Raw genomic sequence first — 12,284 nt, 5'->3', positions numbered from 1 at the left:
TTATGGAAACTTGTCCTACGGCCCCCGAAGATTCATCGTGATCCATGCCACGATTGAAGGACATGCAACGGGCAGAAGGGATAAGAGGACATGAGCAACCAATATCCAGGCACAACCCCCGGAAACACCCCAGACGGCACTCCGAACCACCCGCGTGGGAAAAACCGGACAGCCATCATGGTGATCAGCGTCCTGGTGGTGTTATTACTGATTGCAGCCGTCACCATCGGATGGCTCTTCGCCAACCAGGATTCCGATGGCACGGAATCAACCACGGCAGTGGCCACCTCGTCGGTGGAAACCGTCACGGATAGCTCCCCTGAGCCGGGCACAGTCACCGTGACCGACATCAACACCGCCACCAATACAGTCTCGGTGGAACCGACCACCGCCACCATCACCCAGGAACCCACTGACCCCCAAACCACCACGACGGGCCAGGTTAGCCTGCCGGCGGATGCCTGCGAACCAGCCGCCTTCCAGGAAGCTGGCCATGACTTCGTAGATTTCGTCACGTTCTGCTATTCCGGCTGGGCACGCGGTGGCATGCTCCAAACCGATAATATTCGCCTATTCCACTGGGTGGATGGCGCCTGGGAGATATTCCCGCCGGCTGGTGAATCCACCATCAGTGGTTATCCGTGTTACGACAGCCAGGCCATGGCAGACGAAGGCGCACCGAGGGTGTTGCTGATGGAGACCTTGGATTGTGAGTTCGCCAATTAACCCAAGGCGAGAACGTCCTCTTTGATCGCATGACCGCACGTTCCTTTTGGGTTCCTTTTTGGGGCGGTCGGTCAGAGTGACGTACGCGTTTTAGCCTTGGTGGACTCAGCGATCAAGGCCGCGGCGATTGCCAACAGGGCCGCAGAGACTAAAACCGCTGCCATCGGGCGGGCATCAACACCGAGCACGCCCACAAGTGGAGGAGCTGCAGCTCCCAGCAATGACTGCGTGAAACCGATGACTGCCGAGGAAGCACCGCCCCGGAGCGGACTTGCATCCATGGCCAGGGCGCTGGCGCTGCCTGAGATCAGTGCTACCGGAGCCACCGCCACAGCCAACGCCGCGATGTACCAAGCTACATGTGCTTCTGTGAGCACAGTGATCAGCACCAAAACGGAACCTACAACCAGTACGACCAGGCCAATGAGCACAGCGCTGGAGGCAGTGAGAACGCCGAATCGGTTAGTGCTCCCGATAAGACGAGAACCTGCGATACCCACCCCAGCCATGGTCAGGGAAAGAAGTGCGCCAGCCCAGGCATAACCCGCCGGGGTGAAACCGTGGAGCTGTTGGAAGATAAAGGGAGCCGATGACACATAGGAGTACATGGCCATGAAGGCAAAACTCACTACTGCCGTGTACATGGCGAAACGAAGTGGACTCGAAGGAGGCACGGTGGCTTGATATCTACCAGCCGGTGTTGAGGCTTCAGTGCCCTTTGCAGTCTCACCCTTAGGTACGGGATGTGTCTCGGGGATCTTGATTGCGCTCCATATACCAACAGCCGCACCGAGCCCTGCGAGTACAAGGAAAATGGTGCGCCAATCAGCAAAGGCGAGGATCGCTGAACCGAGAAGCGGGGCGAGCGCCGGGACAATCAGCCCCGCGGCGGTGATGATATTCAACGCCCGGGCAGCCCGGTCACCCTGAACAAGGTCGTGCACGATGGCGCGCCCCAGCACCATGCCGGCACTGGCTGAGATTCCCTGCAATAGGCGCAATCCCAGCATCACTTCAAGGTTGGGGGAGAACGCAATCGCGACACTGAATATCACGAATGCCCCGATGCCTATGAGTAGGGGTTTCCGCCTCCCCAACCTGTCAGAAAGGGGTCCGATCACCACCTGTCCTAATGCCAGACCGATGATGTATACCGTGAGGGTTAGTTGGGCGGCACCGGTTGTGATGCCGAGGTCTTCCGCAGCCATGGGCAGGCCCGCCAGATAGGCGGCTGTGCCGAGTGGTGGCATGGCAGAGACGAGCACCAGCAGGGCAAGAAGACCACCGCTTAATATGACGGTAGCTGTAGTAGGTGTGAGAATTGCCCGCGTGGGACTTGGGGAAGTGGACAAGGATTTTTATCTTTCATGGTTAATGGGTCATCCCGAATCATGGACAGGTGAGACCACAATCCGGACAAACCTCACCCCACCATACCCCAGGGGGTATCCGCAGGCCAGTCTCGGCCCCATCTACGAAAGGCAGGGCTGAGTAAAAAAGGGAGCACCCACCTCGAATAACCGAGTCAGGTGCCCCCTTTTGAGGCATTAACGCTGGGATCAGTTCTGGCGGTGGGTCTTGAACCCGGTCGATCCCCTTTGCACTACCCACTGCCCGTCCATCTGAGCACCTTAAGCCGGAGCCCCCTCCAGAATGGCGCGCGCATTTGAGGTGCCGATCCGCGTGGCACCGGCCTCCACCATGGCCACGGCATCGGCCCAGGTGCGGATACCACCGGAGGCCTTGACCCCGATCTGGCCCTGGGCGGCTTCTGCCATGGCGCGGACAGCTTCCACGGTGGCGCCACCGGCGGGGTGGAAACCGGTGGAGGTTTTCACGAAATCGGCACCCGCGGCCCGCGCAGCGTGGGTGACTACACCGAGGGCTACATCGCTGACCACGGCGGATTCCACAATGAACTTCAGCTTCGCCGGTGAGGCCACGGCTTCACGGATGGCCACCATCTCGGTGAGCAGAGCATTGTCATTCGCGGCTTTCACCTGGGCGATGTCCAGCACCACATCCACCTCTGAGGCACCGTATTGCACGGCCAGGCGCGCCTCGGCGGCCTTGACCAGGGCTGATGTTTTTCCGTGGGGAAATCCGGCGACGGTGGCGATGTTCAGGCCGGCGTCCTGCGCCCGTTTCGTGTTGTTCATCATGCTGGGTGGAACACAGATGGTGCCCACGCCAAGCTCGAGGGCTTCGTCGATAAGCGCGTGTAGTTCTTCGACGGTGACCTCAGGGCCGAGCAGGGTGAAATCAATGATCGCGGCCATCTGGGCGCGGGAGATAGTCATGGTGGATAGCCTAATCAACCAGGCCGCGCGGTGTCTCCCGCGGCCTGCCACGACCCCTGGTTAGGAAACCCCTGATAATACAGTAGAATCCGAGCAATGACCCCGAGTTTTTCTGAAATCCGTCACCGTCCAGGCACGGCGCCTGAAGAGCGCCAGTATGTGCTCACCTTCGGCTGCCCCGACTCCACAGGAATCGTGGCCAAGCTGTCCTCGTTCCTCGCAGAGCGTGGCGGATGGATTACAGAAGCCGGATACTTCACCGATCCGGATAGCAACTGGTTCTTCACCCGCCAGGCCGTGCGCGCCGAGTCCATCGACATGGAGATCGAGGAACTCCGCGAGGAGTTCACCGCCTTCGCCGAGGAGGAGTTTGGCCCCCGTGCCCGCTGGCAGTTCACCGACACCCAGCAGACCAAGAAGGCTGTGATTTTGGTGTCCAAGGAGGGCCACTGCCTGCATGATCTGCTGGGCCGTGTCGCGGAGAATGATTACCCCATGGAGGTGGCTGCCGTTATCGGTAACCACGATAATCTGGAGTACATCGCCAAGAATCACGGCGTGCCCTTCCACCACATTCCTTTCCCCAAGGATGCCGTGGGCAAGCGACGTGCGTTTGATGAGGTTGCGGAGATTGTCAATGGCATCAACCCGGATGCCATCGTGATGGCACGCTTCATGCAGATCCTCCCACCGGATCTCTGTGAGATGTGGGGCGGCCGCGTGATCAACATTCACCACAGCTTCCTGCCGTCCTTCATGGGTGCCCGCCCCTACCACCAGGCGCACAGCCGTGGTGTGAAGCTGATCGGCGCGACCTGCCACTATGCCACCCCTGACCTGGATGATGGTCCCATCATTGAGCAGGATGTCATCCGCGTGACCCACAAGGACAGCCCCACTGAGCTGCAGCGCGTGGGCCGCGACGCCGAGAAGCAGGTCCTTGCCCGTGGCCTGCGTTTCCACCTCGAGGACCGCATTCTGGTCTACGGCAACCGCACCGTCATCTTCGACTAAGCCCGCGCTTATCGACGAAAACCCCACACCCCGTCTCCCCTGACCACTAAAGAAATGGTCTCGGGGAGGCGGGGTGTGTCAGTTATGCCATGGCGACTGGCTCGTCAGAGGTGGTTTCCCGCAGTTTCTCATGCTTGACAAATAGCAGCAGGATGAAGGCTGCACCGACCAGCGGCATCATGGTGGTGAACACCGGAAGGAGCGCATCGTTATAGGCTCCGGTGAAGGCGTCGTGGACTGCTGGGGGCAGTTCCTTGACCAGCGCCGGGGTGAGTTCATTGGAGTCGAGTCCACCGGCGGCAGCCAGGGCGGCCTGATCCTCTGGCGGCAGCGCAGCAACAGCACCGGGGAGGCGCTCACCCATAAGCGTGGTGAGGTTGCCCACGAACATTCCACCCACCAGCGCGGAGCCCAGTGAGGAACCGATCTGGCGGAAGAAGTTATTCACCGCCGTAGCCGAACCCACCACCGCGGTGGGCAGTGTGTTCTGCACGATGAGCACCAGCACCTGCATGGCCATGCCCAGACCGACACCCATGATCAGCAGGTAGACACCGATTGCCCACAGGGAGGTCTCGGGGCTCAGGGTGCGGAAGAGCAACATGGCCCCGAAGGTGATGATCATGCCGATCGGCGGGAACCACTTGTACCGGCCGGTTTTGGTGATCCGCAGTCCCACCCAGATGGACAGGCCCATCATGCCCACCATCATCGGGATGAGCATATAACCAGCCTGGGTGGCGTTGATGCCGTGCACCATCTGGAGGTAGGTGGGCAGATAACCCAGCACTCCGAACATGGCAATACCCAGGATCAGACCCGCGATGGTGGTCAGGGTGAAGTTCAGGTTTTTGAAGAACTGCATCGGCACCAGTGGGTCCGTGACGCGCAGTTCCACGAACACCAGCAGTCCGGCACCGATGATGGTGGCGGCGATCAGGCTGAGGATGATCGGATCGGACCATGCGTAGCGGGAGCCTCCCCAGGTGGTGAACAGCACCAGGGAGGTGGTGGCCACGATCATGAGGATGGTGCCCAGGTAATCCCAGCGGAAGGTGATCTTCGGTTTCGGCAGATCCAGCAGACGCCACGCCACGAAGATGGCGATGATGGACAGTGGGATGTTCATCCAGAAGGCCCAGCGCCAGCCGGGTCCCTCGGTGAACCAGCCACCGAGCAGTGGTCCGAGTACCGCGGAGAGTCCGAAGACACCACCCATGACACCCATGTAGCGGCCACGTTCGCGGGCCGGGACCACATCGGCGATGATGGCCTGCGAGAGGATCAACAACCCGCCACCACCGATACCCTGCACGGCACGGCCGATGATCAGCCAGGTCATGGAGCCCGCCAGACCACCAATGATGGAACCGGCCAGGAAGATACCCAGCGCGCCGATGAATAACCCCTTGCGGCCGATCAGGTCACCCAATTTGCCGTAGATGGGCAACATGATGGTCTCCGCCAGAAGATAGGCGGTGATCACCCACATCATATGATCCACACCGCCGAGCTCACCGACGATGGTGGGCAGCGCGGTACCGAAGATCATCTGGTCCAGGCTGGCCATCATCATGGCGACCATCAGCGCGCCGAGGATCCACCAGACTTTCTTCTGCTCCTCCGGGGTCATGGAGGACGGGATCTTTTCCTTCTTCTTCCGAGCCGGGCGAGTTTTTGGCTCTTTCACCGCGGTGGCGGTGTCTGCATCCGGGGTGAGCACCACGGGTGGTTGTTCAGACATTATTCGATTGTTTCCTTGAGGTGTTCTTCACGGATAAAGAAAAGCAGCACGGCTGCCAGGACCGCGACCGGTGCCAGCAGCAGGAAGACCGGGGTGAGTGCGTCGTTGTAGGACAGCTGGATGGCATCCCGGATCACGGCCGGGAGGGTCTCCAGCAGCTGTGGGGTGAGGTTCTGCATGGCGGAGCCATCAGCCATCTGGGCTGCGAACCCGGTGCCCTCCTCACCGAGGGATTCCACGGCACCGGGGACGTTCTCATTGAAGCGGTTGATCAGGTTGGTGGTGAACAACCCGCCGATGAAGGCGGAACCCACGGCGCCACCGATCTGACGGAAGAAGTTATTCGCACCGGTGGCGGTACCCACCATGGTGTTCGGGAAGGAGTTCTGGACAATGAGCACCAGGATCTGCATGGCCATGCCCAGGCCGAAACCGAAGATGAAGAAGAAGATGCCGATCGTCCACAGGGAATCGGCCGGATCCAGGGAGGACATGAGGTAGAGCGCGACCACCATGATCAGCATGCCGGTGAAGGGGTACCACTTGTAGCGACCGGTCTTGGACACCAGGGAACCCACCACGGTGGAGGTGCCGATCAGGCCGATCATCATCGGGATGAGCATGAGGCCGGCGTTGGTGGGGTTCAATCCGTGGACCATCTGGAGGTAGGTCGGGATATAGGCCAGGGTGCCCATCATGAACAGACCAACACCGATACCGGCGACCGCAGTGAGCACGAAGTTGCGGTTTTTGAACAGGCCCATGGGGACCAGGGGGTCCACGGCGCGGCGTTCGATGAAGACGAAGACAATGGTGGCCACCACGGCTGTGATGATCAAACCGATGATCATCGCGGAGTTCCAGGCGTACTCATTGCCACCCCAGGTGACGGTGAGCACGGTGGCGGTGGTGGCAATCGCGATGAAGACGCCACCTGCCCAGTCGATGGTGACCTTGCCACGGGAACGCTTGGGCAGCTTCAGAAACACAGCAATGGCCAGCAAGGCCACCACGCCGAGTGGCACATTGAACCACAGTCCCCAGCGCCAGCCGGGGCCATCGGTGAACCAGCCGCCGAGCAGTGGGCCGAGCACAGAGCTGAGCCCAAACACTGAACCCATGATGCCCATGTACTTGGCGCGTTCACGGGCGGTGGTCACATCTGCCAGGATCGCCTGGGAGAGGATCATCAGGCCACCGCCGGCCACACCCTGGAGGGCGCGGGCGATGATGAGCACGGACATGGTGTTGGCCATGGCACCCACCGCGGAACCCACCACGAATAAGGTGATGGCGAACATGAACAGGTATTTGCGGCCGAATTGATCGCCCAATTTGCCGAAGATGGGCAGGGAGATCGTCTGGCCGAGCAGGAAGGCGGTGACCACCCAGGACATGTGGTTAACGCCACCGAGCTCACCGACGATGGTCGGCAGTGCCGCACCGAAGATGGTCTGGCCCAGGGCGCTGAGCAGCATGGTCAGCATGAGGGCGGCGATGATCAGCGGCAGGCGCTTCTTCTCTACCGGAGATGCCTCAGGATTATGTACCCGGGTGACCGTGTGGGCTGCGGGTGCCCCACTCTTGGTCATGGTTGTGACGGGACGTTCCGCATTGAGTGCGGTGCCGCGTTCCTTATCTATCTGAGTCATTCGGTCGAACCACCTTTAATAAGAAAAATATCGTTGAGAGCCTTTTTGCAGCAGTCGTTGAAGGCTGCGGAGGAAGCGCTATCCATGTCATGCCATGCGCGGCTTCCCTGATGAACGGCGGTGAGCAGGACACCGACGATCGTGATCGCCTCGGCTTCGGGGACATCCTGAAGCCTCTGGGCGCTGGGCCAGCGGCGCAGGTAATCAGCAAGGAGCTCTTCCAGGGCTTCCCGGGTCTGATGAACCCGGGCGAAGTGTTGCATCGCCAGCTTGGGGTGATCGGCGCGGATGCATTTGCGTCGGCGTCGAAGTTCCTGGGGCAGGCCGGGGGCGGTGTTGTCATGCTCACCAAACAGCCTGATCACCAGATCAAGGGCCACGGCGAAGAAGTCATCGTGCAGGGTGGCGAGGAAATCCGCGCCTTCCGCTTCGGTGGGGGTGCGTGGTCCCGGGCCGACCACCGCGACCTCTTTGGATTCCACATAGTTGAAGAAGGTGCGTTTAGAGATCCCCGCTCCGGCACAGATGTCATCGATGGTGACATCATCAAACCCCCGATCCAACACGAGCATGGTGGCGTTATCTTCGATCGCCTCCAGGGTCTGCTGGCGTTTCATTTCACGGAGCGAGGGCTGTTCTGCAGTGGTCACATCAGTAAACCTAGTGCAAGTTTGCACCGAGTGCAATAATGCACCGGGTGAAATTAGCCGTTTAACGCGCCCCGAGTGCAGCCCGTCACACAGCCCCCCTCAGAACTTAAGCAATGACAGGCATTAAAAAATCCCCCGCCTTCACAGGCGAGGGATCAATGGAGACATCGGAGGCTTGCTACCAGCCGCCGTTACCGGCCAGGATGTTTTTGATCTGTGGGCGCACATCCCACCAGTACAGGCCGATGATGACCATGCCCACCCAGGTCAAAAATGGCAGACCCAGCAGCAGCGCGAATCCGGAGACACCCAGCAGGGCCGTCCAGATCAGTTTGCTCTGGCGACCGGCCACCTCGAAGGCGTCTTCGCGGGTGGTGGCAACCATGAAGGCACCAACGAAACCGAAGACCGCGATCAGGAAGTAGATGCCTCGAACAGTCCAGGCGGTAACAGCAAAGAGCAGTGACAAATCCATGGTGAGTGCGTGAGCTTCCTTATTCTAGACGCGGGGTTCCTGCGGGTCTTCCGGGTTGGGAAGTACTTCGCCTTCGATGATATCGGTTTCCGGGCCATTTGTAGATTCTGCCGCATCATCCACAGCTGCCTGGCGCTCCGCCTTCTTGGCGCGGGCCTTATCTACGGTGTCATCCAGCTTGTCGCGGGAGCTCTCCACCACGGAGGCGAACGCACTCTTGGTGGAGGCGGCATCCTCGGATTCACGGGCCTCCCCCACGGCGGACTTCACTGAATCGGCCACACCCTTGAGGAAGGTGCCGGTGTCTTGGGCAAAGTCTTTACCTGCTGCGATGTAATCATCACGGGAGTCAGCCTCCTTGAAGGAACCGACCGCCTCGGAAGCATCAGCTTTGAATTTACCCAGGCTGTCCGGGTCGCCCTCGGTGAGATCTGAGCGGACCTTTTTGGCCACCTGCCCGGCCAGGTTGCCCAGGGAGGAACCAGCCTTGCCCAGGTTGCCGCGGACGGTGTTGTTCTCTTCAGTCATTAGCTACTCCGTTCACTCATGCGCCGAACATCAGATGAGACACAGTGTAAATGGTCAAACCCGCGAGCGCACCCACCACGGTGCCATTGACCCTGATCCACTGCAGATCCTTGCCCACCATCAGCTCGATCTTGTCGGAGGCCTCGTTGGCATCCCAACGTTCAATGGTTTCGGAGATGATGCTGGTGACCTCCGGGGCGTAGTTGTCCGCCAGGAAGGAGGCGGCTCCGGTGATGCGGTTGTCCAGGTCGGCGCGGAGGGTGTCGTCGATAAGCACGCGCTCCCCCCAGCGGACCGCAAGCTCGGCGATCTTGCGTCGCAGGATGGACTCAGGATCCGAGGCGGCCTCGGTCAGCGAGGCGGACGCCGACGCCCAGATGGTGGGCGCGATCTGCGCGACCGCCCCGGAACCCATGACGTCTTTTTTAATCTCCTCCATCTTGGTGATCATGCCGGCATCATATTGCAGGTCATTGGCCAGTTTGTTGAGGAATCTGCGCACCGACTGGCGCGCCTCGTGGTCTGGCTGGGAGGCCACGGCCCCGGTGAATTCGATGAGTTCGCGGTAGACCTTGTCGCCGACCAGCTCATTGACAAAGCGCGGCGCCCAGATCGGACGGCGCTCATCCAGCAGCTTGGAGATCAGATCCTCCGAGGTCAGCGCCTTCTTATGTAGCCACTTAGCCAGCTCATCCACCACCGGCTCGGCCTTGCCCTCGGCGATGAGCTGCTCCAGCAGACGGCCTGCCGGTGGGCCCCAGGCGGGTTCGGCGAGTTTATCAATCAGCGCGGAGTTGATCACGGCTTCCGCGTCCTTCGGGTCGATCGCCTTGACAATATTCGCGGTGAGTTTGCCCGCTTCACGTGAAACCACCTCACCGTTTTCCGGCTTGGACAGCCACTCCCCCACCCGGTCCGGGATCTGCGCCTGCCGGACCTTCTCCGTGATCAGCTGGGCATTGAGGAAGTTCTCGCCCACGAACCCGCTGAGCGCCACACCCAGTTCATCCTTCTTCCGCCGGATGATGGCTGTGTGCGGGATCTTCAGCCCCATCGGATGCCGGAACAGCGCGGTCACCGCGAACCAGTCCGCCAACCCGCCGATCATCCCGGCCTCGGACGCGGCGCGCACGAACCCCACCCACGTGTCCGTCTCCCCGGGTCGGGTCTCGATATAGCGGCAGATCAGATAGACCACAGCCGCGAAGATCAGCAGGCTCAGCGCGAAGGCCTTGTGCCTGCGCAGTGCTTTACGACGCTCCGCCTCCACCTCGGCTGAAGGCCCCGGTACGGCGAGGGGTTTGGCATCAGGTGCGGTCTTGCCGCCACGTGTGGCGATGCCGGTGCCGGCGGTGGGGTCGGCGGTGGTACCGGCGGCAGGGTCAGCGTCGGGGTTAGCGTCGGCCGTGAAGTCGGCGGCGTCGGGCAGTTGGTGTTTTCCCATGTGACCATTATGTACGCTCACCCCATTCTCCGGCACCTCCACCGAGGTATCCTCGGGCTATGAACGCACAGTTGACCCTGGATCGGCTCCGCGGACTCCGCCTGATAGCCCAGCTCCTGGGCACATCCACCGCATTCCCACGCACCCCGGCGCAGGAAACGGTGGTGGGTGTGAGCAAACACCTGCTGGCCACCCAGGCACAAAACCGCCCCGCCGCGCTCAAGGCGATTGACCTGCGGGCCCGGGCCGATACCGGCACCACCGCCGATGCGCTGAACCGCTCCCTACTCATCCGCACCTGGAGCCAGCGCGGCACCCACCACCTGCTGGCCGCGGAAGATGTCCGCTGGATGACGTTGTTGTGTTCCCCACGTGTGCTGGCGACCTCCACCAAGCGCCGGGGCGCCCTGGGGCTTGACGACGCCGCCGTCGACCGTGCCCGGGACATCCTGATGGAGCATGCCACCGAGCCGGTGGGCCGCCAAACAGCATATGAGTTATTCGCCTCTGTGGGGGTGGATCCGGGCGATAACCGGGGACAGCATCTGCTTCGTCATTTCGGTGGCGAAGGCACGCTCGTGCAGGGCCCACCTCAGGGCGCAGCAGACACCTTCGTGTTGTTGGATGCCGTGTGCCCGCTGTCCATTGACCTGACTGGCGACGCTGCACTGGAGGAGATGACCGTGCGCTATTTCCGCGCCCGGGGTGTCGCCACGCAGAAAGACCTGCAGTGGTGGTCAGGGCTGAAACTGGTGGATATACGCCGGGGCATCACAGTTGCTGAAGAGGCAGGTGAGATTATGCCCGTGCCGGGCCCGGGTGGCGAGGCCATGTGGATACCCACCTGGGCAGCCGATGTCACCGATGCTGAGATTGAAGCCACGCTGGAACAGGTGCTGGATCTGCCGGCTTTTGATGAATATCTGCTGTCCTATACCGACCGCAGCCACGTGATGGATTCCGAGCACCTGGTGAGCATCGGTCCGGGGAAGAACGGGATTTTCAAGGCGTTCCGGGTGATCCGGGGTGAGGCGCAGCCGGTTGTGGCGGGGGCCTGAGACGGCTGCCTACCCACGCTATCTGACCTATCCAGCCAGGGTGCCGAGCATCATGGTGGCACCGCGCACCGGGATTTCTCCGCTGTAGATGCCGATGGTGATCTGGATGAGGTTATACACCACCAACACGGTGATCAGGGCGGCGAGCACCATGATGATTCTGTTGCGCATGGTGTCCAACCTACTGGCAGCACCTTCGGGTGGGCAAAGAAAACCACACCCAGTCTCATCTCCCGTGATGGGGGATGCGACTGGGTGTGGTTGGAGGTGCCTTGATCAGCCATGAGATGGCATCCGAGGCAGAAACCCGTGGGCCTAGATCCGAGTGGACCTAGTGGACGCGTCCGGTTTCCTTGACATAACGACGGTACGGTGCGCGGCCCTTCATGATCAGCAGGGTGCCGATGATACCGCCGACGACAGCGAAGACCGCGCCGATGATGACATACAGCAGCCAGTTCTCCTGCTGCTGACCAACGGAGTTGGATGCGATACCGAACAGAACGGCGCCCACACCAGCAAGAGCGGACAGCAGCAGACCCATGCCGGTCCAGGTTGAACCGCGCTCCAGGGAGGAGTGCGGAGCAACGTAGCTCACCGGCGTGTAACCGTCGATGTAGTTCATACGCTCAGGTGCAGACTTGATATAAGTCGCGTGAGAATCGGAAGACATGGCGTTCACTCGTCTTTCTT

Annotated in this window: 13 protein-coding genes; 3 read left to right on the top strand and 10 right to left on the bottom strand. The window is 61.0% G+C overall.

The window, feature by feature from the left end; genetic code table 11:
- Positions 1-90: 90 nt before the first annotated feature.
- The gene (locus CFAEC_RS01600; RefSeq protein ID WP_290278202.1) at positions 91-726 is read left to right on the top strand and encodes a hypothetical protein; all 636 of its coding nucleotides are present in this window, start codon (positions 91-93) and stop codon (positions 724-726) included.
- A gap of 71 nt (positions 727-797) precedes the next feature.
- Here CFAEC_RS01600 and CFAEC_RS01595 read toward each other — a convergent pair whose 3' ends face one another.
- Together CFAEC_RS01595 and deoC are read right to left on the bottom strand one after the other, a co-directional pair.
- Positions 798-2,078: a Bcr/CflA family efflux MFS transporter gene (locus CFAEC_RS01595; protein WP_290278200.1), complete on the bottom strand. Its 1,281-nt coding sequence runs from the start codon at positions 2,076-2,078 to the stop codon at positions 798-800.
- Positions 2,079-2,357: 279 nt separating this feature from the next.
- Entirely contained in the window at positions 2,358-3,026 is a 669-nt protein-coding gene (gene deoC / locus CFAEC_RS01590) for a deoxyribose-phosphate aldolase (RefSeq protein ID WP_290278198.1), read from the bottom strand.
- Positions 3,027-3,122: 96 nt separating this feature from the next.
- Here deoC and purU point away from each other — a divergent pair, with 96 nt between their 5' ends.
- A complete protein-coding gene (gene purU, locus CFAEC_RS01585) occupies positions 3,123-4,040 on the top strand; it encodes a formyltetrahydrofolate deformylase (RefSeq protein WP_290278196.1) in 918 nt (305 codons plus the stop codon).
- 82 nt (positions 4,041-4,122) lie between these two features.
- Here purU and CFAEC_RS01580 read toward each other — a convergent pair whose 3' ends face one another.
- From CFAEC_RS01580 to CFAEC_RS01555, 6 genes are all read right to left on the bottom strand, one after another.
- Entirely contained in the window at positions 4,123-5,763 is a 1,641-nt protein-coding gene (locus CFAEC_RS01580) for an MDR family MFS transporter (RefSeq protein ID WP_435384270.1), read from the bottom strand.
- Between the two features lie 20 nt (positions 5,764-5,783).
- Positions 5,784-7,436, bottom strand: a complete 1,653-nt coding sequence (locus CFAEC_RS01575; protein WP_290278193.1) for an MDR family MFS transporter — start codon at positions 7,434-7,436, stop codon at positions 5,784-5,786.
- On the bottom strand, positions 7,433-8,053 hold the full coding sequence (locus tag CFAEC_RS01570) for a TetR/AcrR family transcriptional regulator (protein ID WP_435384269.1): 621 nt from the start codon (positions 8,051-8,053) through the stop codon (positions 7,433-7,435). The genes CFAEC_RS01575 and CFAEC_RS01570 overlap by 4 nt, the downstream gene beginning before the upstream one ends.
- Before the next feature lie 211 nt (positions 8,054-8,264).
- Positions 8,265-8,561, bottom strand: coding sequence for a DUF2516 family protein (locus tag CFAEC_RS01565; RefSeq protein ID WP_290278189.1), 297 nt, complete (start codon positions 8,559-8,561; stop codon positions 8,265-8,267).
- Between the two features lie 24 nt (positions 8,562-8,585).
- A complete protein-coding gene (locus CFAEC_RS01560) occupies positions 8,586-9,089 on the bottom strand; it encodes a CGLAU_01105 family protein (protein ID WP_290278187.1) in 504 nt (167 codons plus the stop codon).
- A gap of 16 nt (positions 9,090-9,105) precedes the next feature.
- Complete coding sequence (locus tag CFAEC_RS01555) at positions 9,106-10,533, bottom strand: DUF445 domain-containing protein (protein WP_290278186.1); 1,428 nt, start codon at positions 10,531-10,533, stop codon at positions 9,106-9,108.
- 59 nt (positions 10,534-10,592) lie between these two features.
- On the opposite strand from CFAEC_RS01555, the gene CFAEC_RS01550 reads away from it, so the two are divergent.
- Positions 10,593-11,591, top strand: a complete 999-nt coding sequence (locus CFAEC_RS01550; protein ID WP_290278184.1) for a winged helix DNA-binding domain-containing protein — start codon at positions 10,593-10,595, stop codon at positions 11,589-11,591.
- 27 nt (positions 11,592-11,618) lie between these two features.
- Here CFAEC_RS01550 and CFAEC_RS01545 read toward each other — a convergent pair whose 3' ends face one another.
- Both CFAEC_RS01545 and CFAEC_RS01540 read right to left on the bottom strand, forming a co-directional pair.
- On the bottom strand, positions 11,619-11,762 hold the full coding sequence (locus CFAEC_RS01545) for a hypothetical protein (protein ID WP_290278182.1): 144 nt from the start codon (positions 11,760-11,762) through the stop codon (positions 11,619-11,621).
- Positions 11,763-11,922: 160 nt separating this feature from the next.
- On the bottom strand, positions 11,923-12,264 hold the full coding sequence (locus tag CFAEC_RS01540; protein WP_290278180.1) for a hypothetical protein: 342 nt from the start codon (positions 12,262-12,264) through the stop codon (positions 11,923-11,925).
- Positions 12,265-12,284: the final 20 nt, after the last annotated feature.

Source organism: Corynebacterium faecale, from assembly GCF_030408735.1.
Classification (GTDB): domain Bacteria; phylum Actinomycetota; class Actinomycetes; order Mycobacteriales; family Mycobacteriaceae; genus Corynebacterium; species Corynebacterium faecale.
Note: the sequence above shows the minus strand (reverse complement) of the source record. Positions and strands in the feature narration are given on the sequence as shown.